The organism is Streptomyces lienomycini (assembly GCF_027947595.1).
Taxonomy (GTDB): domain Bacteria; phylum Actinomycetota; class Actinomycetes; order Streptomycetales; family Streptomycetaceae; genus Streptomyces; species Streptomyces lienomycini.
Map to the genome: position 1 here is coordinate 7,256,106 of NZ_CP116257.1, position 23,828 is coordinate 7,279,933.

Annotated in this window: 21 protein-coding genes; 11 read left to right on the top strand and 10 right to left on the bottom strand. The window is 73.0% G+C overall.

Annotated features, from left to right (window positions below; genetic code table 11):
- The first annotated feature begins 103 nt into the window (after nt 1–103).
- Complete coding sequence (locus BJ961_RS33030; RefSeq protein WP_271417247.1) at nt 104–583, top strand: hypothetical protein; 480 nt, start codon at nt 104–106, stop codon at nt 581–583.
- Between the two features lie 111 nt (nt 584–694).
- Nucleotides 695–1,165 (top strand): large conductance mechanosensitive channel protein MscL, encoded by a 471-nt coding sequence (gene mscL / locus BJ961_RS33035; protein WP_271416429.1) that lies wholly within the window; start codon nt 695–697, stop codon nt 1,163–1,165.
- 37 nt (nt 1,166–1,202) lie between these two features.
- Here the strand turns inward: mscL and BJ961_RS33040 are convergent, their stop codons facing one another.
- Complete coding sequence (locus BJ961_RS33040) at nt 1,203–1,379, bottom strand: hypothetical protein (protein ID WP_271416430.1); 177 nt, start codon at nt 1,377–1,379, stop codon at nt 1,203–1,205.
- Nucleotides 1,380–1,489: 110 nt separating this feature from the next.
- Here BJ961_RS33040 and BJ961_RS33045 point away from each other — a divergent pair, with 110 nt between their 5' ends.
- From BJ961_RS33045 to BJ961_RS33060, 4 genes are all read left to right on the top strand, one after another.
- On the top strand, nt 1,490–2,722 hold the full coding sequence (locus tag BJ961_RS33045) for a low temperature requirement protein A (protein ID WP_271416431.1): 1,233 nt from the start codon (nt 1,490–1,492) through the stop codon (nt 2,720–2,722).
- Nucleotides 2,723–2,843: 121 nt separating this feature from the next.
- Nucleotides 2,844–3,908, top strand: a complete 1,065-nt coding sequence (locus tag BJ961_RS33050) for a P1 family peptidase (protein ID WP_271416432.1) — start codon at nt 2,844–2,846, stop codon at nt 3,906–3,908.
- Between the two features lie 170 nt (nt 3,909–4,078).
- The gene (locus BJ961_RS33055; protein ID WP_271416433.1) at nt 4,079–5,302 is read left to right on the top strand and encodes a L,D-transpeptidase; all 1,224 of its coding nucleotides are present in this window, start codon (nt 4,079–4,081) and stop codon (nt 5,300–5,302) included.
- A gap of 186 nt (nt 5,303–5,488) precedes the next feature.
- Nucleotides 5,489–6,259, top strand: a complete 771-nt coding sequence (locus tag BJ961_RS33060) for a DUF6227 family protein (RefSeq protein WP_271416434.1) — start codon at nt 5,489–5,491, stop codon at nt 6,257–6,259.
- Nucleotides 6,260–6,477: 218 nt separating this feature from the next.
- On the opposite strand, the gene BJ961_RS33065 is transcribed toward BJ961_RS33060, so the two are convergent.
- The 4 genes from BJ961_RS33065 to BJ961_RS33080 form a co-directional block, all read right to left on the bottom strand.
- Nucleotides 6,478–8,577, bottom strand: a complete 2,100-nt coding sequence (locus BJ961_RS33065; protein ID WP_271416435.1) for a PTS fructose transporter subunit IIABC — start codon at nt 8,575–8,577, stop codon at nt 6,478–6,480.
- Nucleotides 8,578–8,785: 208 nt separating this feature from the next.
- Complete coding sequence (gene pfkB / locus BJ961_RS33070) at nt 8,786–9,733, bottom strand: 1-phosphofructokinase (RefSeq protein WP_271416436.1); 948 nt, start codon at nt 9,731–9,733, stop codon at nt 8,786–8,788.
- The gene (locus BJ961_RS33075) at nt 9,730–10,491 is read right to left on the bottom strand and encodes a DeoR/GlpR family DNA-binding transcription regulator (protein WP_271416437.1); all 762 of its coding nucleotides are present in this window, start codon (nt 10,489–10,491) and stop codon (nt 9,730–9,732) included. Before BJ961_RS33075 ends, pfkB begins: the two co-directional genes overlap by 4 nt.
- A gap of 201 nt (nt 10,492–10,692) precedes the next feature.
- Nucleotides 10,693–12,261, bottom strand: a complete 1,569-nt coding sequence (locus BJ961_RS33080) for an MFS transporter (protein WP_271416438.1) — start codon at nt 12,259–12,261, stop codon at nt 10,693–10,695.
- A gap of 63 nt (nt 12,262–12,324) precedes the next feature.
- Between BJ961_RS33080 and BJ961_RS33085 the strand changes: the two genes are divergently transcribed.
- Complete coding sequence (locus BJ961_RS33085) at nt 12,325–13,296, top strand: helix-turn-helix transcriptional regulator (RefSeq protein ID WP_271416439.1); 972 nt, start codon at nt 12,325–12,327, stop codon at nt 13,294–13,296.
- Nucleotides 13,297–13,306: 10 nt separating this feature from the next.
- On the opposite strand, the gene BJ961_RS33090 is transcribed toward BJ961_RS33085, so the two are convergent.
- Nucleotides 13,307–13,990 (bottom strand): TetR/AcrR family transcriptional regulator, encoded by a 684-nt coding sequence (locus BJ961_RS33090; protein WP_271416440.1) that lies wholly within the window; start codon nt 13,988–13,990, stop codon nt 13,307–13,309.
- A 475-nt stretch (nt 13,991–14,465) separates the two neighbouring features.
- Complete coding sequence (locus BJ961_RS33095; RefSeq protein WP_271416441.1) at nt 14,466–15,464, bottom strand: sigma-70 family RNA polymerase sigma factor; 999 nt, start codon at nt 15,462–15,464, stop codon at nt 14,466–14,468.
- A gap of 202 nt (nt 15,465–15,666) precedes the next feature.
- Between BJ961_RS33095 and BJ961_RS33100 the strand changes: the two genes are divergently transcribed.
- A complete protein-coding gene (locus BJ961_RS33100; RefSeq protein WP_271416442.1) occupies nt 15,667–16,185 on the top strand; it encodes a GNAT family N-acetyltransferase in 519 nt (172 codons plus the stop codon).
- Between the two features lie 82 nt (nt 16,186–16,267).
- Here the strand turns inward: BJ961_RS33100 and BJ961_RS33105 are convergent, their stop codons facing one another.
- Complete coding sequence (locus tag BJ961_RS33105; RefSeq protein ID WP_271416443.1) at nt 16,268–17,053, bottom strand: dioxygenase family protein; 786 nt, start codon at nt 17,051–17,053, stop codon at nt 16,268–16,270.
- 95 nt (nt 17,054–17,148) lie between these two features.
- On the opposite strand from BJ961_RS33105, the gene BJ961_RS33110 reads away from it, so the two are divergent.
- Nucleotides 17,149–17,640: a MarR family winged helix-turn-helix transcriptional regulator gene (locus BJ961_RS33110; protein WP_271416444.1), complete on the top strand. Its 492-nt coding sequence runs from the start codon at nt 17,149–17,151 to the stop codon at nt 17,638–17,640.
- 100 nt (nt 17,641–17,740) lie between these two features.
- On the opposite strand, the gene BJ961_RS33115 is transcribed toward BJ961_RS33110, so the two are convergent.
- Nucleotides 17,741–19,285 (bottom strand): MFS transporter, encoded by a 1,545-nt coding sequence (locus BJ961_RS33115; protein WP_271416445.1) that lies wholly within the window; start codon nt 19,283–19,285, stop codon nt 17,741–17,743.
- A gap of 323 nt (nt 19,286–19,608) precedes the next feature.
- A complete protein-coding gene (locus BJ961_RS33120) occupies nt 19,609–20,268 on the bottom strand; it encodes a TetR/AcrR family transcriptional regulator (protein ID WP_271416446.1) in 660 nt (219 codons plus the stop codon).
- A gap of 357 nt (nt 20,269–20,625) precedes the next feature.
- On the opposite strand from BJ961_RS33120, the gene BJ961_RS33125 reads away from it, so the two are divergent.
- Both BJ961_RS33125 and BJ961_RS33130 read left to right on the top strand, forming a co-directional pair.
- Complete coding sequence (locus tag BJ961_RS33125; RefSeq protein WP_271416447.1) at nt 20,626–21,924, top strand: M6 family metalloprotease domain-containing protein; 1,299 nt, start codon at nt 20,626–20,628, stop codon at nt 21,922–21,924.
- 216 nt (nt 21,925–22,140) lie between these two features.
- Nucleotides 22,141–23,775: an IclR family transcriptional regulator domain-containing protein gene (locus BJ961_RS33130; protein WP_271416448.1), complete on the top strand. Its 1,635-nt coding sequence runs from the start codon at nt 22,141–22,143 to the stop codon at nt 23,773–23,775.
- The last annotated feature ends 53 nt before the right edge of the window (nt 23,776–23,828 follow it).

The following is a 23,828-nucleotide window of genomic DNA, read 5'->3' on the forward strand; positions in this document are numbered from 1 at the left end:
ACAGGTGGTGGTCACCGTGCTCCGTCCCGCCCTGCCCTCCCCTTCCTCGTCCCCGGTCCCGTCATCGCTCCCGCCCGGCACCGACGCGCCGCCCACCTGTGAGGTGCCGCACTTCGCCCCGGTGCGGGTGCGGGGCGGGCGGCACGGGCTTCACCGGCTCGTGCGGCACCGGCGGCGTGCTCTGGCCGCCGGGCTCGCCGTCACGGCCGCCGCGCTGGTGGCGGCGGGCCCGTATCCGGGCACCGGCGGGCAGGACACGCGGCGGGCCCGCGGGCATCCGGTGGCCGAGCCGGTGCGCGAGCGGCACGGCACCCGGCTCGTGACGGCGCCGGTGCGGATCGCCGACGCGGCCACGGTGCGGCTGCTCGGGCCGGGCGACCGGGTCGACGTGGTCGCGACCGGGGACGGTGGTGCGGGCGACGCGTCCGTGGTCGCGCGCGGTGCGCGGGTGACGAAGGTGCCGGAGCCCGTGGAGGGTGCGGCGGAGGCCGGGGCCCTGGTCGTCGTCTCGGTGCCGCGCGCCACCGCCCACCGTCTGGTCGGCGCGGCTACCACATCCCGGCTGGCGGTGACCCTGTGCTGACCCCGTCAAGTCGCTCGTTCGTGGGAACGGATTGGACAGGATGGCCCAACGCTGTCGTAGGTTGCGGAGCGTTTGGTTCCTACATCTGTTCAAGCAAGGAGTGCTCCCACCGTGAGCGAGAAGAGCGAGCCGAGCGTCTGGCAGGGCTTCAAGGCCTTCCTGATGCGCGGAAACGTCATCGACCTGGCGGTGGCGGTCGTCATCGGCGCCGCCTTCACCAAGATCGTCAACTCGGTGGTGGAGGGCATCATCAACCCCCTGGTCGGGGCGTTCGGGACGCAGAGCCTGGACAGTTACAGCTCGTGCCTGAAGGGCCCGTGCACCGGGACCGGCGACAGCGCGACGGGCGTACGGATCGAGTGGGGCCACGTGCTGGGCGCGACCCTCACGTTCCTGATCACCGCCGCCGTCGTCTACTTCCTGATGGTGCTGCCCATGTCGAAGTACCTGGCCCGGCAGGAGGCCCGCCGCAAGGCGAAGGAAAGCACCGAGGAGATCATCGAGGTCTCCGAGCTGGAGGTGCTCAAGGAGATCCGCGACACACTGATCGCCCAGCGCGGTTCGGGCCAGGACCGCTCCTAGCGCGGGCGCCCGTGACGGGGGCGGTGACCCCCACGGCTCACAGGTGGTGGGGCGGCTTCTCGTCGAGGAAGCGCTTCAGGTCGGCCGCGCTGTCGCCCTCGGGCCGCTCACCCCAGCCCCGGTCGGTGTCGTCCGAGGTCTGCTGGTCCAGCGGGTCGTCGAAGACCAGCGCCTGCTTGGGCGCGCGGGGCTCGGGTTCGGGGGCGGTACTCATGCTTCCAGGGTACGGCGCGGCCCGTGGACCAGGTCCCGTCCGTCCGGCTCGCCACGGCGGACGGCGCGATACGCGGGCGCGTCCGCACCGTCTCTGCTGTGCTGGGAGCCATGACGTCCAGTCCCTCCCCCACGAGTGCCCCCACCGGCCCGCCCGACGGCCCTCCCCCGGTGCGCAGGCTGAAGTCCCGCCACCGGCACGAGCCGCACCGCGTCGCCACTCCGCTGGAGCTCCTGTTCGACCTGTGCTTCGTCGTCGCCATCGCCCAGGCGGGCGGCCAGCTGGTGCACTCGGTCGCCGACGGCCACGCGGGCGAAGGCGTCCTCAACTACGCGATGGTCTTCTTCGCCATCTGGTGGGCCTGGATGAACTTCACCTGGTTCGCCTCGGCGTACGACAACGACGACGTGCTCTACCGGGTCGTCACACTGGTCCAGATCGCCGGTGTGCTGGTCCTGGCGGCCGGGGTCTCCCGGGCCTTCGACGACCACGACTGGACGCCCGTCGTCATCGGCTACGTCATCATGCGGGCCGCCATGTCGGCGCAGTGGCTCAGGGCGAGCCGGTCCGCCGCGCCACCGGAGAGCACGATGGCCCGGAGGTACTCCGGTGGCGTGCTGCTCTGCCAGGCCGGCTGGCTGGGTCTGTTGTTCCTGCCGGAGGGCGGCCGGGGTTGGCTGTTCCTGGTCATGGTGGTGCTGGAGCTGTGCGTGCCGGCGTTCGCCGAGCGCGGGCACCCCTCGTCCTGGCACCCGCACCACATCTCGGAGCGATACGGGCTGCTCACGATCATCGTGCTCGGCGAGACCGTCGCCGCGGCCACGGTGGCGGTGAAGTCGGGCATCGACGAACACGACGCCCTGGGCAAGGTGCTGCCGATCGGGGCCGGCGGGCTGCTGATCGTCTTCGCCGCCTGGTGGATCTACTTCGTGGTACCCGTCCACAGCTATCTGCGCTCCAGCAGACAGTCCTTCCTGTGGGGCTACGGCCACTACCTGGTGTTCGCCTCGGCGGCGGCGATCGGGGCGGGGCTGGAGGTGGCGGTGGAACAGACCGTGGGCAAGGCGCACATCTCGACGCCGGCGGCGTCCGCAGCGGTGACCGTGCCGACGGCGGTGTTCCTGCTCACGGTGTGGGCGCTGCACGCGCGGCACTTCAAGGTGGGCGCCGCCGAGCAGCTCGTGCTGCCGACCGCGGCACTTCTGGTGCTCGGCTGCACCTTCCTCGGCGGCGGGGCGGTGCTCGCGGCGGGGATCGTGCTGTCCCTGGCCGTGGCGGCCGGGGTGACGCTGACCGCCCGGCGCACCGGGAGGGAGCGGCAGGCGGCGGCACCGGCCGCCTGAGACGCGGCAGGCCCCCGCCTCGCCGCCTCGCCGCCGTGACCACCGCACCCCGTGACCACCGCGTCCCGGCCCGTGGCCGCCGGTCCCCCTGCCCTGCGGGGGGCTGGACGAGACTGGCCGTATGACAGTTGACGCATTGACGGACGTCGCCGGTCTGCGGGTGGGGCATGCGACGCGGGCCGGGGACGGGTGGCTCACGGGGACGACGGTGGTGCTCGCGCCGGAGGGCGGGGCGGTCGCCGGTGTGGATGTGCGCGGCGGTGGACCGGGCACCAAGGAGACCGACGCCCTCGATCCGCGCAACCTGGTGCAGAAGGTCCACGCGGTGGTGCTGACCGGTGGCAGCGCCTACGGGCTCGACGCGGCGTCGGGGGTGATGGCCTGGCTGGAGGAGCGGGGACGCGGGGTGCGGGTCGGTCCGGACCCGGCGCACGTGGTGCCGGTGGTGCCCGCGGCCTGCGTCTTCGACCTGGGGCGCGGCGGCGACTTCCGGGCCAGGCCGGACGCGGCCACCGGATACGCGGCGGCCGAGGCGGCCCACGTGAGCACGCCGGGCGCCGGGGTGGCCGAGGGGTGCGTCGGGGCGGGCACGGGAGCCGTGGTCGGCACGCTGAAGGGCGGGGTCGGCACCGCGAGCACCGTGCTGGACTCGGGGATCACGGTGGCCGCTCTGGTGGTGGCCAACGCGGCGGGGTCGGTGACGGATCCGGAGACGGGGGTGCTGTACGGGGAGCTGTTCCGGGGCGGGCGGGTCCAGTACCCGGCGCCGGACGTCCACGCGGCCGCGGGGCGGCGGCTGGCCGAGGTCGCGGCGAGGAACGCGCCGCCGCCGCTGAACACCACGCTCGCCGTGGTCGCCACCGACGCGGACCTGTCCAAGGCGCAGGCGCAGAAGCTGGCCGGCACCGCGCACGACGGCATCGCGCGTGCCGTACGGCCGGTGCACCTGCTCAGCGACGGGGACACGGTGTTCGCGCTGGCGACCGGGGAGCGTCCGCTCGACGCCGGGCAGCCGCTCGCGCTGAACGAGGTGCTGGCGGCGGGCGCGGACGTGGTGACACGCGCGATCGTGCGAGCGGTCCGGGCCGCCGAGCCGGTGCAGGCCCCGGCAGGATCCTGGCCGTCGTACGGGGAGCTGTACGGGGAGCCGCGGGGAGCGGGTCGGGAGCCGCACGGGCAGCGGTGAGGAGGGGTCTACTGGCGTCCGTCCGGGGCCGGTTGAACCGAGCGCGTTGCGATTGTCCGGGTTTTGTCACGTGTCGGCGTTCCGGGCGGCCGGTGGGAACCCGGCCGGCCGCCGGCCCCCTCTACACGGCTGAAGCGACTACCGCACCACACCCGAACCTGGAGCAGCCCGTGACAACGCCGGACATAGCCACGCGGCGCGTACTGGGGGCCTGTGCCGCCCTGGTGGTCGGCGCCCTCACCCTCACCGCCTGCGGGGGGAGCGCCAGCGCCGACGACAAGAACGACGGCGGGGGCGGGTCGGGCTCCGCCAAGACCTCGGTGGCGAAGCTGGTCATCTCGGCCAAGGACGGGTCGACCGGCGCCTCGATCAACTCGACCGGCGTGAAGGTCAGCGACGGCAGGTTGACCGACGTGAAGATGACCGTGGCGGAGACGGGCGCCGCCGTGCCGGGCGCGGTGTCCGGCGACGGTGGCAGCTGGAAGCCGAAGGAGCAGCTGGAGCGGGGCACGAAGTACCGGATCACCGCCCGGGCGCAGGACGGAGAGGGCCGCCCGGCCGCGGCCGACTCGGTCTTCACGACCGTCTCGACGGCCAACAGCTTCGTCAGCACGTACACCCCGGACGGCGGCAGCACGGTCGGGGTGGGGATGCCGGTGTCGTTCACGTTCGACAAGGCGATCTCCGACCGCAAGAGCGTGCAGTCGCACATCACGGTCACCTCCAGCAGCGGTCAGGAGGTGGTCGGGCACTGGTTCGGCGCGCAGCGGCTCGACTTCCGGCCCCAGGAGTACTGGAAGGCCGGTTCCAAGGTCACGATGAAGATCGACCTGGACGGGGTGGAGGGCGCGAACGGTGTCTTCGGCGTCCAGAAGAAGAACGTCACCTTCACCGTGGGACGCGCGCAGGTCTCCACGGTGGACGTGAACACGCAGACCATGACGGTCGTGCGCGACGGCGAGACGCTCAAGTCGGTCCCGATCTCTGCGGGCAGCGCCTCGAACCCGACGTACAACGGGCAGATGGTGATCTCGGAGAAGTCCGAGCAGACGCACATGGACGGTTCGACGGTCGGGTTCGGCGGCGAGTACGACATCCCGGACGTGCCCCACGCGATGCGGCTGAGCCAGTCCGGCACCTTCATCCACGGCAACTACTGGTACAACCCGGGCAATCCGCCGTTCGGCGCCCAGGGGACCAGTCACGGCTGCGTCGGACTGCGCGACTCCCAGGGCGGGCAGGGCGACACCCCGGGCAAGTGGTTCTACGACCACTCGCTCATCGGCGACGTCGTCGTCGTCAAGAACTCCCCGGACGACACGATCGCGCCGGACAACGGCCTCAACGGCTGGAACATGCCGTGGAGCGAGTGGATCGCCGGCGGGGCGGCCTGAGCGGACTGTTCCGTCCGACCGGGCTCTGAGCAGCGTTTTTTGACGGTTCGTAGGGCCGCGCGGGAACTTCTCGCGCGGCCCGCGCGTTTTTCGTGCGTACGTTTTCTCGGTTCCCGGACATGATGTCCGACCGAGGGGCTACGGTATGCACCCACTAGGTGACATGCAGCAACGCCGGGAGAAACCTTGAGCGTTCCGTACGAGACGGCAGCGTACGAACCACCCGAGTCGCCCGAGTCTCCGGAGGAGTACCTGATGCGCCTGCTCGGTCGCGCTCTGAACTCGTTCGAGCTGCCCGACGAGACGATGGGGCGACTGGACTGCGCGCTGGCGCACGACGGTTCACTGCACTCCGCGCACCACAGCGCGGGGCTGCACCGCGAGACGTACCGGCACACCTGGCTGCTCGCCGACGGCTCGACGCTCACGCTCTGGGAGCTGGTCCACAACACCGCGCCGGGCGGCGAGCCGCAGCACGAGGTCTACGTGGACGAGGAGGAGCTGCGCACGGCCACCTCCCGGCTGGCGCTGCCGCCCGACACCCCCGACTTCGAGCTCCGGCAGCCGACGGCCCCGGTGCAGGTCCAGGTGCGGCTCTCACCCGTCCCCGCTCCGCGCCACTCCTACGTCCCCGACGCCTCGGCGGACCACGCCCGCCGGCTGCTGCGCCGCGCGGAGAACACGGACCGGCCGGGCGCGGACCTCGCCGAGCTGCTGGCGACGGCGTCCGCGCATCAGATCACCCAGGCATTCGGCGGCCCCGGCCGCGCGGGCGGCGCCCGGATCGGCTTCTCGCTCTACGAGCACGCCTTCCTGCTGCACGACGGCGCGGAGGTCTCCCTGTGGGAGGTCGAGCACACGGCCACGCCGGACGGGCGGCACATGTGCGAGGTGTACGACAGCGAGGACACGGCCCGCCGGGCGATGGACCGACGCGCGGCGCAGGTCTCCCCGTAGGCGGGACGCCCGTTCAGGCCGGACGCCCGTTCAGGCGAGACGCCCGTTCAGGCCGGACGCCCGTTCAGGCGGGACACCGTGGGGCGCGGCATCCGTGAGGCTCGGCACCGTGGGACGGACGGCGTGGCAGGGCGGCGGATTCGCCGTACGGCGGTGGGCCGGGCCCCCTCGCGGAAGGGACCCGGCCCGTACGTCACGGCGTTCGACGCTCCTTGCCGCTACGCGACCACCGGCTGCTTCTCCCCCGGTGTCGGGGCCGAGGGGCCCGCGTCGCCGCCGGGTTCCTGGGCCCGCGCTCCCGGCACCGGCTTGCGCAGGCCCTTGAGGGCGATCACCAGGGCGGTGCTGACGCAGACGCCGGCCGCGATGGCGACCAGGTAGAGCAGCGGGTTGCCGATCAGCGGGACCACGAAGATGCCGCCGTGCGGGGCGCGCAGCGTCGCGCCGAAGGCCATCGAGAGGGCGCCGGTGACCGCGCCGCCCGCCATCGAGGCCGGGATGACGCGCAGCGGGTCGGCCGCGGCGAACGGGATGGCGCCCTCGGAGATGAAGGAGGCGCCCAGGACCCAGGCGGCCTTGCCGTTCTCGCGCTCGGCGGCGTTGAAGAGCCGGCCGCGCACGGTGGTGGCCAGGGCCATCGCCAGCGGTGGGACCATGCCGGCCGCCATCACCGCCGCCATGATCTTCATGGCCGAGTCGCTGGGACTGGCGACCGCGATGCCCGCGGTGGCGAAGGTGTAGGCGACCTTGTTGACCGGGCCGCCGAGGTCGAAGCACATCATCAGGCCGAGCAGCGCGCCGAGCAGGATCGCGTTGGCGCCGGACAGGCCGTTCAGCCAGTCGGTCATGCCCGACTGCGCGGAGGCGATGGGCTTGCCGATCACGACGAACATCAGGAAGCCGACGACCGCCGCCGAGATCAGCGGGATCACCACCACCGGCATGATGCCGCGCAGCGCCTTCGGTATCGGTACGCGCTGGATCGCCAGCACCACCGCGCCGGAGATCAGACCGGCCGCCAGGCCGCCGAGGAAGCCGGCGTTGATGGTGAGGGCGATCGAGCCGCCGACGAAGCCGGGGACCAGGCCGGGCCGGTCGGCCATGCCGTAGGCGATGTAGCCGGCGAGCACCGGGACGAGGAAGGCGAAGGCGACGCCGCCGATCTGGAACAGCAGCGCGCCCCAGCTGTCCGCCTGGGTCCACACGAAGTGGTCCATGACGGAGGGCGCCTTGTTGATCTCGTAGCCGCCGATCGCGAAGCCCAGGGCGATGAGCAGTCCGCCCGCGGCGACGAAGGGGACCATGTAACTGACGCCGGACATCAGCCACTTGCGGAGCTTGGCGCCGTAGCCCTCGCCGGTCCGCCCGCCGCGCTCGACGGGCGTCGCTCCCGGGGAGGCGGAGGTGACCTCGCCGCGGGCCGCCTTGCCGCGGACCTCGCCGATCAGCTCGGCGGGCCGGTTGATGGCCGCCTTGACGCCGGTGTCGACGGTGGGCTTCCCGGCGAAGCGGTCCTTCTCGCGTACGGCGACGTCGTGGGCGAGGATCACACCGTCCGCCGCCGCGATCACCGCCGGGTCGAGCCGGGTGAATCCGGCCGAGCCCTGGGTCTCGACGACGAGGTCGACGCCCGCCTCGCGGCCGGCGTTCTCCAGCGACTCGGCGGCCATGTAGGTGTGCGCGATGCCGGTGGGGCAGGAGGTGACGGCGACGATCCGGAAGGGGCGCGCGGGCCCGTCGGCGTCCTCGCCGGTGCTGCCCGGGGCGGTCTCGGCGGAGGCCGCCGCCGAGACCGTCCCGGTGTCCCTGGTGTCCTCGGCGGAGCGCTCGGTGGTGCCCTCCGCGGTGCCCCCGGCGGTCTCCTCGGCCGCGGTGGGCTCCTCCCCGCGGATCAGCGCGGCGGCGGCGGCCGCGTCGTCCACCGAGCGCAGCGCGGCGGTGAACTCGGCGTTCATCAGCTGCCGGGCCAGCGAGGAGAGGATCGTCAGGTGGGCGTCGTCGGCGCCCGCCGGAGCGGCGATCAGGAAGACGAGGTCGGCCGGGCCGTCCGTCGCCCCGAAGTCGATACCGGCCGGGCTGCGCCCGAAGGCGAGCGTCGGCTCGGTGACGTGCTCGCTGCGGCAGTGCGGGATGCCGATGCCGCCGTCGAGTCCGGTCGGCATCTGCGCCTCGCGGGCGGCGACGTCGGCGAGGAAGCCGTCCAGGTCGGTCACCCGGCCCAGGGCCGCCATCCGCTCCGCGAGGGCGCGCGCCGCCGCTTCCTTGGTGTCGGCGGACAGGTCGAGGTCGACCAGGTCCGCGGTGATCATGTCGCTCATCGCGGGCTCCTTAGCTCGCGTATCGCCCGGACCGTGGGGTGAGGGGCGGGGGCGGGGAGGGGGACGGGGGCACTGCGGTGGGGGCTGGGGACGGCCCCGGGGAAGGGGCCGTGAGCGACCCCTGCGAGAAGGCCGTGAGCGGGGCCGACGGGGAGGCCGGGGACTGCGGGGCCGGGGACTGCGGGGCCGGGGACTGCGGGGCCGGGGGTCATGGCGCCGGTTCCCTCAGTACGCGGTCCACCGGAACCTCCGTCGTGACGGTCACGGCGGCCGGGTCCAGGTCGTGCGGCGTCGGCATCACGCTGCCCGGCAGCTGGACGGCGGCGGCGCCGTGCGCGACGGCGGAGGCGAGGGCGCCGGGACCGGCACCGCCGGCGACGAGGAAACCGGCGAGCGAGGAGTCGCCCGCGCCGACGTTGCTGCGCACGGCGTCCACGCGGGCGGTGCCGAACCAGGTGCCCGCGTCGTCCACGAGCAGTTGCCCGTCGGCGCCCAGGCTGGCGAGCACGGCGCGGGCGCCCAGCTCCCGCAGTTCCTCGGCGGCCTTCACGGCGTCGCCGACCGTGGCCAGCGGACGGCCGACGGCCTCGGCGAGTTCCCCGGCGTTCGGCTTGACCACGTCGGGACGCTCGCGCAGCGCCCGCAGCAGGGCCGGCCCCGAGGTGTCCAGGGCGATGCGGACCCCGGCGGCGTGTGCGCGGGCGACCAGGTCGGCGTACCAGGACGGGGCGAGTCCGCGGGGCAGGCTGCCGCAGCAGGCGATCCAGTCCGCGCCGGGCGACTGGCGCCGTACGGTCTCCAGGAGCAGTTCGCGTTCGGCCGGGGAGAGTTCGGGACCCGGTGCGTTGATCTTCGTCAGGACGCCGTCGGCCTCGGCGAGCGCGATGTTGGAGCGGGTGGGCCCGGCGATCGGGACCGGCGCGACCTCGATGCCCTGGGCGTCGAGCAGGGCGGCGACGAGGGCGCCCGGTGCCCCGCCCAGCGGCAGCACCGCGACGGTGCGCTGCCCGGCTGCGGTCACCGCGCGCGAGACGTTCACGCCCTTGCCGCCGGGGTCGACCCGTTCGCCGGTGGCGCGGACGACCTCGCCGCGGTCGAGGGAGGGCACCTCGTAGGTGCGGTCCAGCGACGGGTTGGGGGTGACGGTGAGGATCATGCGCGTACCACTTCCGTGCCGGCGCGCTCGATGTCGCCCGCGTCCTCGGGGCTCAGCCCGTTGTCGGTGATCAGGAGGTCAACGTCGCCGAGGGCGCCGAAGCGGGCGAAGTGCTCCTGGGCGTACTTGGAGGAGTCGGCGAGCAGCACCACGCGCCGGGCGGCGCTCAGCGCGGCCCGTTTGACGGCGGCCTCGGCGAGGTCGGGGGTGGTCAGACCGTGCTCCACGGAGAACCCGTTGGCCGCCACCACGGCCACGTCGGCGCGGATCTCGCCGTACGCGCGCAGCGCCCAGGCGTCCACGGCGGCGCGTGTACGGTGCCGCACGCGCCCTCCGACGATGTGGAGCTGGATGCCGGGGTGGTCGGCGAGACGGGCGGCGATGGGGAGGCTGTGGGTGACCACGGTCAGGGATGCCTCGGGCGGGATCGCCGCGGCCATCCGGGCGACCGTGGAGCCCGCGTCGAGGATCACCGTGCCCTCGACGGGGAGTTCCGCGAGGGCCGCCCGGGCGATGCGGTCCTTCTCGTCGGCGGCCGTGGACTCGCGCTCGGCGAGGTCCGGTTCGAAGTCGAGCCGCCCGGCGGGGATCGCGCCGCCGTGCACCCGGCGGAGCAGACCGGCGCGGTCGAGCGCCTTGAGGTCGCGGCGGATGGTCTCCGCCGTCACCTGGAACTCCTCGGCCAGCGACACCACGTCCACCCGGCCGCCGTCCCGGGCCAGCCGGAGGATCTCCTGCTGCCGCTCCGGTGCGTACATGACCGTTCACCTCCGACCCATGCCCGAACCTGTTGTTTCGCTCGGAGGCTACGCCCGGTTGTCCGAAATGTAAACAGGGATCGGAAACACTCAGACACAACCAGGCATGAACGGGCATGGGTAGGGAGAAGGGCGGGCCCGGCGCCTCCGCGCCGGGCCCGCCCTCCCCTGTCCCGCTTCCGCGGGCCCGTGACCGCGGTCTCAGGCCAGCGCGGGCTCCTTCTCCCCCGTCCGGTCCTCCGCCGGGTCCCCTTCCACGTGCTGGGCCGGCCGCCCGGGCAGCGCGAACATCAGCAGGAAGATGACGGCCAGTACCGCGGCCACCCACCCCAGCGCGTTCTGGAAGGCGTCCACGTAGGCCGGGCCGATGCGGGCGGGGGTGAGCCGGTCGCTCATGGTGCCGAAGAAGACCACCGACACCAGCCCGAGCCCGAGCGCGTTGCCCATCTGCTGCACCGTGTTGATGAGCCCCGACGCCGACCCGGCGTGCTCGCGCGGCACCTGGGAGAGCACCGCGTCGGTCAGCGGCGCGACGATCAGGCCCATCCCGAGGCCCATCACGACCAGCGGCAGCGCCATCTGCCAGGACGTGATCGCGAGCCCGTAGCGGCCGGACTCCCAGATGTAGAGGAGCACTCCGGCCGCCATCACCAGCGCGCCCGCCTGGAGCACCTTGCGCCCGAAGCGCGGAACCAGCTTCTGCACCGACACCCCGGCGGCCGCGGACACGGCGATCGAGAACGGCACGCCGGTCAGGCCGGCCCGCAGCGGGCTCCAGCCCAGCCCGAACTGCATGTACAGCGTCCACACCAGGAAGAAGATGCCGAGCGCGACCCCGAAGACGGTCTGCACGGCGATCCCGGCCGCGAAGCTCTTCACCCTGAACAGCGACAGCTCCACCAGCGGCGATCCGTCCCGCGCGCTCTTGCGCCGCTCGTAGGCCACCAGGACCGCGAGGACGACCAGCGAACCTGCCATCGACAGGTACCCCCACAGCGGCCAGCCCAGCTCCTCGCCCCGGGTGAGCGGGTAGACCAGCATCAGCAGGCCGAGGGTGACCAGCGCGACCCCGACCAGGTCGAGCCGGAGCGCGCGCGGCGCCCTGGACTCCGTGATGAAGCGGCTGCCGAGGACGAGGCCCGCGATGCCGACCGGCAGGTTGATGAGGAAGATGGGCCGCCATTCGAGCCCGAAGAGGTTCCACTCGGTGAGCAGGGCGCCCAGCAGCGGGCCGGACACGGCGCCGAGTCCGACGATCGCGCCGAACAGCCCGAAGACCTTGCCGCGTTCGTGCGCCGGGAAGGTGGCGTGCACGATCGACAGCACCTGCGGCACCATCAGCGCCGCCATGCCGCCCTGGAGGATGCGGGAGGCGACCAGCATCTCCGGGTTGGCCGCGAGGCCGCACAGCGCCGAGGCCAGGGTGAAGCCGCCGATGCCGAGGAGGAAGACCCGCTTGCGGCCGTGGATGTCGCCGAGCCGCCCGCCGGTGATCAGGCCGGCCGCGAAGGCGAGGGCGTAACCGGCGGTGATCCACTGGATCTGGCTGAAGGAGGCACCCTCGTCCTTCTGGATCGAGGGGATGGCGATGTTGACGATGGTGACGTCTACCAGGTCCATGAACGCGGCGGTCATCACGATCGCGAGCGCGAACCAGCGGCGGCGGTCGCCCGCACCGCCCGCGTCGGCCGGGGCGGTGACGGTGGCGGTGGTGGCGGCGGGCGGGACGTGCGGGGCGGGAGCCGGGTCCGGGGTGTGCGTGGAGGTCATGGGAAGGAACCTATGGGGGCAGTAGGTCGAATGATGTCCTAGATCTGCGGCATCCTCGCACGCATGACGACGGACACCCCGGCACGGCTGCTGACGCTGCTCTCGCTCCTCCAGACGCCCCGCGAATGGCCCGGCGGTGAACTGGCCGGCCGGCTCGGGGTCTCCCGTCGCACGGTCCGGCGGGACATCGACCGCCTGCGCGAACTGGGTTATCCGGTCCAGGCCACGATGGGCTCCGACGGCGGCTACCGACTGGTCGCCGGCAAGGCGATGCCGCCGCTCGTCCTCGACGACGAGGAGGCGGTGGCCATCGCGGTCGGGCTGCGGGCGGGCGCCGGGCACGCGGTCGCGGGCCTGGACGAGGCGTCGGTGCGGGCCCTGGCCAAGCTGGAACAGGTGCTGCCCTCGCGGCTGCGGCACCGCGTCGCCACGCTCCAGTCCGCGACCACGCCGCTGACCAGCGGGGACGGGCCGAGCATCGCGCCCGAGACGCTGACCGTGATGGCGTCCACGGTGGCCGGGCACGAGCGGCTGCGGTTCGCCTACCGCGCGGCGGACGGCACCGAGACACGGCGCGTGACGGAGCCGTACCGGCTGGTGTCGACGGGGCGGCGCTGGTACCTGGTCGCCTACGACCTCGACCGGGCCGACTGGCGGACCTTCCGGGTCGACCGGGTGAGCGAGCCCTTCGCCACGGGTGCCCGGTTCGCGCCCCGCGAGCTGCCGACCGGCGACGCGGCCGAGTACCTGCGGCGCTCCATGCGGCGCCGCAACGACTCCTACGAGATCGTGGTCGTCTTCCACGCACCGGCCGAGGCCGTCGCGCCGCTGCTGCCGTACTGGATGGGAACGCCCGAGCCGGTGGACGGCTGCACCTCGTGCGTGGTGCGGGCGACCGTGTCCGGTCCGGTGGAGTGGACGGCGGCCCGGCTGGCGACGAGCGGGCTGGAGTTCCGGGTCAGGGAACCGGCGGAACTGGTGGAGTGCGTACGGGAACTGGGTGCGCGGCTGGGACGGGCGGCGGGAGGCGACTGAGCGCACCCCGTCAGGCGGGGGCGTCCTCCCAGGCGAACCCGCGCAGCGCCGCCAGGTTCAGCAGCGCCTGCTCCAGGGGACTGCGCGCCCCCTGGGAGGACGACGCCCAGTGCTCGGCCGCGACGCGCACGGCCGCACCCGCCACGGCGGCCGCGAAGTGCAGCCGGGGAGAGGCGGCCAGTCGCGCGGCAACGTTGTCGTCGCCGCCGGCCATCCGTGCGGCCAGCGCCTCGACCAGTCCACGCTCCGTGGAGTGGCAGACCTCGGCCCACACCTTGCGCAGCGCCGGGCTGCTCCCGGCCAGGTGGATGAGGGTGCGGGCCCACTCCCAGGACGGCGCCGAGACACCGGCGCCCGGGGTCAGCGTGTGCCGCACGGCGTGTTCCAGGGCGTCGGGCGGGGCCAGCTCGGCCGGGGCCTCGCGCACCGCCCGTACCCAGCGCTCGGCGCCCAGGGCGTAGAGCGGGGCGACCGCCTCTTCCTTGGCGGCGAAGTAGCGGTAGAAGGTGCGCGGGGCGACCCCGGCGGCCCTGGCGATGTCCTCGGCCCGGGTGGCCCGCAGGCCCTGGCCGACGAAGAGGCGGGCCGCGGCCCGGGCGATCTCCATCCGGGTCTCGGCCTTGCGCCGCTCGGTCAGGGAGACCGGCCCCGGTTCGGGGGCGGAGGCGGGGAACGCGGGGATCGTGCTGCTCACTTCGGCAGGCTATGCCGCTGTGGCAGAATCTGCCATTCGGCGGGCCACCCCGGGGTTCAGGTTCGGGGTGCCCCGCCACCCCGCTCTGCTTGGGCACGGTGGCCGTGCTCCCGGCGTGGAAGGAGCCGGGCTGCGGCGCCCCGGGGGGAGAGGCGCCGCAACCCGGCCTGGAAGGTCCCGGCGCCGGGGGGAGTGCGTCGGGACGTGGTCCGAGGGGGCGGTGGGCCGGGCCGGTCGTGCACCGGCGGTCGAGGCCCGCGCAAGCTGGGCCCGAGGTTCTTGTTCCCGGCGCCCCGCGGGTTGAAGCAGCGTTGTACGGCCATGTTCGCGCGGGGCCCGGTCACCGGCGTACGCCCCACGCGCCACGTCACGCCCCCGCGTCACGCGGTGTCCGGCTCGCCGCCCCGCCCGGAACGGCTTCCCCGGGCCGGGCGGCCGATCGGCACCGTCGGTGTCGGCCGGCCCCGTCGGTACGCTACGCCGCCGCCTCGAAGCCGGTGTCACGGGCCAGCTTCTTCAGCTCCAGCAGCGCGTGCTTCTCGATCTGGCGGATGCGCTCGCGGGTGAGGCCGTGCTCCTTGCCGACCTCGGTCAGGGTGCGCTCGCGGCCGTCGTCGATGCCGTACCGCATCTTGATGATGGAGGCGGTGCGCGGGTCGAGGCGGCCGATGAGGTCGTCCAGCTCCTCGCTGCGCAGCAGGGTCAGCACCGACTGCTCGGGGGACACGGCCGAGGTGTCCTCCAGCAGGTCGCCGAACTGGGTCTCGCCCTCGTCGTCCACCGACATGTTCAGCGAGACCGGGTCGCGGGCCCAGTCGAGCACGTCGGTGACGCGCTCCGGCGTCGAGCCCAGCTCCGCCGCGATCTCGGCGGGCTCCGGCTCGCGGCCGTGCTCGCGGTTGAACTCGCGCTGCACGCGCCGGATCCGGCCCAGCTCCTCCACCAGGTGGACGGGGAGCCGGATGGTGCGGGACTGGTCGGCGATCGAGCGGGTGATGGCCTGACGGATCCACCAGGTCGCGTACGTCGAGAACTTGAAGCCCTTGCGGTAGTCGAACTTCTCGACCGCGCGGACCAGGCCGGCGTTGCCCTCCTGGATCAGGTCGAGGAGCGGCAGACCGCTGCGCGGGTAGCGGCGGGCGACGGCGACGACCAGACGGAGGTTGGAGCGGATGAAGACGTCCTTCGCCCGCTCGCTCTCGTCGATCAGCGCCTGGAGCTCCTCGCGGCTGGCGTCGGCCGCGGTCTCCTCGCCGCCTTCGAGGACCTGCCGCGCGAACACACCGGCCTCGATGGTCTGGGACAGCTCGACCTCCTTGGCGGCGTCGAGCAGCGGTGTCCGGGCGATCTCGTCCAGGTACATGCCGACCAGATCGCGGTCGGCGAGCTCTCCGCCGTTGGCGCGGACGCTGGTTGCCGCGCCGGAGGTCTCGCCGGTGGCGGACTTACGACGGGCGACGGCACGGGTTGCCATGCGTGCTCCCTTGCGATGGTGGTTCAGCGGGTGGTCCTGTGGAGTTCGGGCGCCCCGTGGGTTGTCTCCGGTCCCTCTCGGGACTCTCCTCGGGTGCCCTGCATCCGATGGAAACAACGACTGGAATCCGGACAGAATTCCCAACCCGCCCCTCGATTTTTCTGATCATGCAGTACCCTGTGCCGCCACAGAGGGAGGGGCGATGCGGCCGGAATCCGTCGAGGTCCAGGTCAGACCGGGAACCACGGACGACCTGGGGGCCCTCACCGACCTCTACAACCACTACGTACGTGAGACGCCCGTCACGTTCGACACCGAGCCGTTCACCCCGGAAGAGCGCCGCCCTTGGCTGCTCTCCCACCCTGAAGACGGCCCGTACCGGCTGAGGGTTGCCACGGACGCGGACTCACAGGAGATTCTGGGCTACGCCACATCCAGCCCTTATCGCGCGAAGCCCGCCTACGGGACCTCGGTGGAGACCACCGTCTACGTCGCCCCGGGGGCGGGCGGCCGCGGTGTCGGCTCGCTCCTCTACACGGCCCTCTTCGACGCCCTGGCCGAGGAGGACCTGCACCGGGCCTACGCGGCCGTGGCGCAGCCCAACGAGGCGTCCGCCCGGCTGCACGCGCGCTTCGGCTTCCGGCACGTCGGCACGTACCGCGAGGTGGGCCGCAAGTTCGGCCGGTACTGGGACGTGGCCTGGTACGAGAAGCCGCTGTGACCGCCCCGGGGCCGCCCCGACCCCGCCGAGGGGTGACGTCCCCGGCGGCTCCGGCCCCCGCCGGGGGTGACGTCCCCGGTGGTCAGCCGAACTGCACCGACCGCTTGGCCAGCCCCATCCAGAATCCCTCGATCACGGACCGCCGCAGGTCCAGCTCACCGGCCGCGTCCGCCGCGCCCATCGTCACGAACAGGGGCGCGAAGTGCTCGGTGCGCGGATGGGCGAGCCGCCCCGCCGGGGATTTGCGGGCGAAGTCGAGCAGCCCGTCCACGTCCCCGCCCTCCAGCGCGCCGCGGCCCCAGTCGTCGAACTCCGCGGACCAGGAGGGGATGCCGCCCTGGCGCAGCGCGGCCAGGTTGTGGGTGAAGAAGCCGGAGCCGATGATCAGCACGCCCTCGTCGCGCAGCGGCGCGAGCCTGCGGCCGATGTCCATGAGCCGCGCCGGGTCGAGGGTCGGCATGGAGACCTGGAGGACCGGGATGTCGGCGTCCGGGTACATCTCGACCAGCGGCACGTAGGCGCCGTGGTCGAGGCCGCGGTCGGGGACGTCCTGCACGGGCGTGCCGGGGGCGCGCAGCAGCTTGCGTACGGACTCGGCGAGCGCGGGGGCGCCCGGGGCCTCGTAGCGCACCTGGTAGTAGTGCTCCGGGAAGCCCCAGAAGTCGTAGACCAGGGGGACGGTCCGGGTGGCGCCGAGGGCGAGCGGAGCCTCCTCCCAGTGGGCGGAGACGACGAGGATCGCCCTGGGGCGGGGCAGGGCGGCGGACCAGGCGGCGAGTTCGCCGGGCCAGACGGGGTCGTCGGCGAGCGGCGGGGCGCCGTGGCTGAGGTAGAGGGCGGGCATGCGCTCCTGGACGGCGGCGGCCATGGCTACTCCAATACTTGAACTCTCAATCTTTACTTGCCGTCAATCTACGCCCATTTTGTTTAACATTCAAGAAGTCGCCTCGTAGAGTGGGACGCATGAACGACGAACCCCGTTGGCTCGACCCCGAGGAGCAGCTCGTCTGGCGCTCCTACATCGAGGCCGCCACCCTCCTGGAGGATCACCTCGACCGGCAGCTCCAGCGCGACGCGGGCATGCCGCACGTCTACTACGGCCTGCTGGTCAAGCTGGCCGAGTCGCCGCGGCGGCGGCTGCGGATGACGGAGCTGGCCAAGTACGCGAAGATCACCCGTTCCCGGCTCTCGCACGCGGTCGCCCGACTGGAGAAGAACGGCTGGGTCCGCCGCGAGGACTGCCCCTCCGACAAGCGCGGCCAGTTCGCCATCCTCACGGACGAGGGGTACGACGTGCTGCGCCGCACCGCGCCGGGTCACGTGAACGCCGTACGCCAGGCCGTCTTCGACCGGCTCACCCCGGAACAGCAGAAGTCCCTCGGCGCGATCATGAGGATCGTCGCCGAGGGACTTCAGCCGAGCGAAGCGGGTGCGGACCTGCCCTGGCTGCGCTGAGCGCGCGGCCGGGGCAGGTCCGGGGGAACCGTGCGTACGGGGCGTCCCCTCCCCGTACGCACGGGTGGAACAGGGGCCCGAGCGGGTGGCGGGACCGGTGTCAGTGGGCGACGACCGGCACCGGCAGCTCGTCCTCGGCCGCGTCGCCCGCACCGGAACCGGCGACGGCACTGCCGCCCGGACGCCCGGCGTTGACGAAGGTCAGGGCGATCGCGGCCGCCACGACCAGGATGCCGACGGCGACCCAGATCGCGCTGGTGTAGCCCTGCACCTGGCCCTCCAGCTGGACCAGCTGCTGCTGGGACCGGGAGCCCGCGCCGCCGATGTGGTCGGCGATGTACGACGTGGTGGCCGAGGCGGCGATCGTGTTCAGCAGCGCCGTACCGATCGCGCCGCCCACCTGCTGCGAGGTGTTGACCATCGCCGAGGCGACACCGGCGTCCCGCGGCTCCACCCCCATGGTGGCCATGGACATGGCCGGCATGAACGCCGTACCCATGCCGAGACCGAGCAGCAGCATGCCGGGCAGCAGCACCGAGGCGTAGGAGGTGTCGAGCTCCAGCCGGGTCAGGAACAGCATGCCGACGGCGGCCACCAGGAAACCGGGGCCCATCAGCAGCCGGGGCGCGACCCGGGTCATCAGCCGGGCGCCGATCTGGGTGGAGCCCGTGATCATGCCCGCGATCATCGGCAGGAAGGCGAAGCCGGTCTTCACCGGCGAGTAGCCCTGCACGATCTGCAGGTAGTAGGTGAGGAAGAGGAACAGGCCGAACATCGCGATGACGGCCAGGCCCAGCGAGAGGTAGATCCCGCCCCGGTTGCGCTCGGTGATCACGCGCAGCGGCAGCAGCGGGGCCTTCACCCGGGACTCGACCAGCACGAACGACAGCAGCAGCACGGCCGCGCCGACGAACATGCCGACGGTCATCGCGTCGCTCCAGCCCTCGGACTCGGCGCGGGTGAAGCCGTAGACCAGCGCGACCAGGCCCAGGGTGGACAGGATCACGCCGGGGATGTCGAGCGGCGAGCGGTTGCGGCCGCCGCCGGGCTCACGGATGACGAGGTACGCACCGGCCGCGGCGACGACCGCGAACGGGATGTTGACGAAGAACGTCCAGCGCCAGTTCAGGTACTCGGTGAGGAAACCGCCGAGGATCAGACCCACGGCGCCACCGCCACCGGCGATCGCACCGTAGATGCCGAAGGCCTTGGCACGCTCCCTGGCGTCCGTGAACATCACCGCGAGCAGGGAGAGCGCGGCGGGCGCGAGCAGCGCGCCGAAGACGCCCTGGAGGGCGCGGGAGCCGAACATCATCGCCTCGTTGGTGGCCGCACCGCCCAGCGCGGAGGCGACGGCGAAACCGGTCAGACCGAGGACGAAGGTGCGCTTGCGGCCCCACAGGTCGGCTATCCGGCCGCCGAACAGCAGCAGACCGCCGAAGGCGAGGGCGTAGGCCGTGACGACCCACTGCCGGTTGCCGTCGGAGATGCCGAGGTCCTGCTGCGCGGAGGGCAGGGCGATGTTCACGATGGTGGCGTCGAGGACGACCATCAGCTGGGCGAGCGCGATGAAGACGAGCGCTTTCCAGCGGCCGGCGTCCGGGGCGTCGGAGACGCCGGAGGCCTTGACGGCTGATTGAGACATGGGGGTACCCACTTCGGGACTTCGTGACGGAAAAAGGTGAGTAAAGGGACGACTGGGCTCGGGGCGACGGCCGTGGGGCCGCCGTCCTTTCTGTACAGACGGTCGGGAGTCGCGGAGCTACCGGCGTGCGGCCGCTGACGGCGCAGCCGCCGGCGCGCGACTACCGGTGTCGCCGGCGTTCAGCCACTGCCGGGGTGCGGCCCGCTGATGGTGTGCGGCCCGCCGGTGGTGGAGATGCCGGTGGTGCAGATGTCAGTGGTGGAGACGTCAGTGGTGCAGATGTCGTTGGCGTAGGTGTCGGTGACGGAGTGTCGGTGGCGGGGCTACTGGTCGCAGGGCCGGCGCAGGTCCTCCAGGGTCACTTCCGTGCCCGGCAGGGCGGTGCGGGCAGGTGCCCGCAGCCCGTCCAGGAACAGCTGCAGATGGCGATGGACGAACCGGTCGGCGCTCAGACACCCCGTACCGGCCGGAGGCCGGCTGAGCTGGGCCGCGGCGATCATCACATCGCCCACGCCCACGTCACCGCGGAGCTGACCGGCCGCCTTCGCCCGGTCCATGACCTCGGCGACGAGCCGCTCGACCCGTTCGCGCGCCGCTTCCAGATCGGGGTGGTGCTGGTTGAAGGAGCTGGACGCCATGGGGCACAGGGCGCTGATCCGCTCGTCGACGGAGGCGTGCACGAAGCGCTCCAGCGCCTCGAACGCGTCACCGGTCTCCGCGAGGGCCAGTTCGGCCGCCTGTGCCGTGCGGTCCATGACCGAGCAGACGACCTCGCGGACGAGGGCGTCGCGGTCGGGGAAGTTGCGGTACACCGTGGCGTTGCCGACGCCCGCCCTGCGGGCGACCTCGTCGAGCGGCACATCCGGACCGTGCTCGACGAACATCTCCCGGGCGGCGGTGACGATCCGCTCCCGGTTGCGCAGGGCATCGGCACGGGGCCGGGCCGCCTTGCGCAGCTCGGGGGTCGCGGTCGCGGTCTGCACGGCGCACTCCTTGGTGTCGGTGAGGTGTCGGTGACGCCTGTCGGTGATGCTTGTCGGTGATGCTGTGTGGCGACGTCCGTGTCGGATGTGACGACTGGGTTCACGATCCGGGGAGTCAATCCCCGCTTCGCTCGGACACAGGTCTAAACGGGGAAGGCGTCCCCGGTTATTTCCCGCTCCCGAAGAACTTTCCGGTGACCTGAGTCACATCCCGTCCCGGGCCGGTCCCCCGGTCGGCGGCTACCGGCGAGAAACCCACGATCGGCCCCTCCAGCGCGCGCCCGACCACCCCTCGGCACAGGGTGAATCGCAAGGGTGCAGCCGGGTCGGGCGGCTGCCGTGGTCCGGGAGGTCCGCATGCAGCCGCAGGGGCAGGCGCAGCCGCCGAGCCGGCGCATACGCCCGCGCCGCCTGGCCGCGATCGGAACCGTCAGCGTCCTGACCCTCGCGCTCAGCACCTCGGCCGGCACCGGCCGGCTGGCACCCGGCACCTCGACCGCGGGCCCCGGCCCCGCCGCCCTCTCCCGCTCCTCCGCGCACGGCCCCTGCATGATCAGTGGCGGCTCCGAGATCCAGATGTCCGAGGGCGTGCCGACCTCCACCGGCTACGCCCGCTCGACCGGCACCGTCCGCGCCCTCAACCTGATGATCGACTTCTCCGACGCGCCCGGCGAGGGCAAGGCGCTCGACCGGTACGCCGAGTTCTTCCCGCAGACGAAGCAGTGGTTCGCCGCCAGCAGCTACGGCCGCCTCGACTACCGGCCCGAGACCCCGATCCGCGACTGGCTCCGCATGCCCAAGTCCTTCGCCGAGTACGGCATAGAGCGCGGCGCCCCCTTCGAACCCGGCTACCGCAAACTGATCCAGGACCTGGTCGCGGCCGCCGACGCGAAGGTGGACTTCCGCGCGTACGACCTCCTGAACGTCCTGGTCACCCCGAACGCGGGCCCCTCCGCCCTGGACACCGTCCTGTCGGTGACCTTCGCCGGCAACCAGGACGCCCCCGTCGCCGACGGCGTCCCGGTGGCCAACGCCTCCTTCGTCTACTCCCGCCAGGACGACGGCTCCGGCTCCTACGACAAGACCGGCTACCGGGTCCTCCCCCACGAGAACGGCCACGTCTTCGGCCTGCCGGACCTCTACACCCAGGAAGGCGGCGGCGCCGTCGGCCACTGGGACATCATGAGCGAGGACTGGGGCGCCAACAACGACCTCCTGGGCTGGCACAAGTGGAAGCTGGGCTGGCTCGAGCCGTCCCAGGTGCACTGCGCGTCCGCGCCGGGGACGACGGAGTACACGCTGACGCCGCTGGCCCGCAAGGGCGGCGACAAGCTGGTCGTCCTCCCACTGGACGGCAGGACCGGCTACGCGTTCGAACTGCGCACCCGTGAGGGCAACGACCAGACCGTGTGCCGGCCCGGCGTACTGATCTACAAGGTCGACGCGGACGTGGACACCGGGATGGGCCCCGTCCGGGTCTACGACTCCGAGCGCGACAGCGGCGGCTGCACCCGCAGCCCGAACGTCCACGCCGAACTCTCCGACGCCACCTTCACCGCCGGCGAGACCTTCAAGGACCCGCGCCGGGGCATCACGGTCAAGGTGTCGGAGACGGACGCGAAGGGCGACGTCCGGGTGCGGGTCACCCGTAAATGACGTCGGGGGCCGGAGTACGAGGGCGGGGGCAGGGGCGGAGGTAGGGGTAGGTTCCGGACGAGCGGGACGAGCGGGACGACCGGGGCGAGCGGGACGTCTGGCGCGAGCGGGACGACCGGGCCGACCGGCACGAGCGGCGTGACGCGACCGGGGTGATCACGGTGGCGGGGGCTACCGTAGGCGGCGACCTGCCGTGACCGCCGTACCGGAGAGTCCATGCCCGCCCGAACCACTCGCGACGCCGCCCCCGAGCGGGCCCCCGACGGAGCGCGCGCCAGGCCCACCGACGGGCCGGACTCGGGCGTACCGGCCGAGGCGGTCGCCCCGCTGCTGCGCGGCATCGCCGTACTCCGCGGGCTGACCGAGGCGGACGGCGGCACCCTCAGCCTCAGCGGCCTGGAGAAGGCCACCGGCCTGGCCCGCTCCACGGTCGACCGCCTCACGGCGACCCTCGCCCGCATGGAATACGTCCGCCTGGACGGCCGCGACGTGACCCTCGCCCCCCGCCTGATGGACCTCGGCAACGCCTACCTCGCCGCCCTCCGCCTCCCCGCCCTGCTCTCCTCCCGCGCCGACGCCCTGGCCGACGAACTGGACGAGTCGGTGTCGCTGGCGGTCGGCGACCGCGACGGCATCCGCTTCATCCACCAGGCGACGCGCCGCCGGGCGATGTCCCTGAGCTTCCGCATCGGCGACCTGCTCCCGGCCGAACGCACCGCCCCCGGCCCCCTGTTCGCCACCGAGTGGACGGAGTCCGACTGGCACCGCTGGCACGAGCGCCGGACCGCGGACCCGAAGGACCACGCCTTCCCCGCCGTACCGCCCCGCGAACACGGCCCCCACGACGAGGACTTCGGCCGGCGTACGGCGAAGGCGGCGGGCGACGGCTGGGCCCTGGACGACCAGTTGATCGAACCGGGGCTGGTCGCGCTGTCGGTCCCGGTACGGGATCCCGGCACCGGCCGGGTGGCGTGCGTGGCCAGCGTGGTGAGCCACACCAGCCGCCACACCGCACCGGACCTGCGGGCGGCCCTGCTCCCCCGCCTGCGCACGGCGGTCGCGGCGATGGAGGAGGACCTGCGCACCGCCCCGCCGCCGGAACCGGGGCCGCCCCGCGCGGGCCTGGCCACCTGGACGGGCGCCTCCAAACAAGAACTGGGCCGGGAGTTCGTGGAGTCCCTCGCCCGCGGCCTGACCGTACTGACCGCCTTCGGCGAAGGCCGCGCGACGCTGACCCTGGCGCAGGTCGCCAGGACGACGGGCCTGGCCCGCGCGACCGCACGCCGGGCCCTCATCACGTTCGCGCACGCGGGCCTGGTGGCCCCCGCCCCCGACCACACCTTCACCCTCACCCCCCGGGTCCTGTCCCTCGGCTTCCCACCCCTCTCCCGCACCTCCCTCCCCGACATCGCCCAGCCCCACCTGACCGCCCTCGCCGACCGCGTCCACGAGTCGACGTCCCTGGCCGTCCTCTCGGAATCGGGCGACGAGATCCAGTACACGGCCCGAGCGTCCACCGGCCGCGTCCTGAGCGCCCGCATCACCGTCGGCGCCCGCCTCCCCGCCCGGGCGACGGCACTGGGCCGCGTCCTGCTCGCCCACCCCGAGGCCCGGGCGCGGGGCTACGCCCTGGTCGACGAGGAACTGGAGGCCGGCCTGCGCTCCATCGCGGTCCCGGTACGCGACCGCACGGGCCGGGCGGTGGCAGCCCTCAACGTCTCCATGCACGCGGCCCGCCGCACCACACAGGCCTGCGAGACGGACATCCTGCCCGAGCTCTCCCGAACGGCAACCGCCATCGAGGCCGACCTACGCGTGGCAGGCCGCTTCCTCCACATCCCCCCGACCTGACCCACCCCACCTCCGCCTCCACCCCGGCCCCCGATCCGCTAACCTGTTGGCAC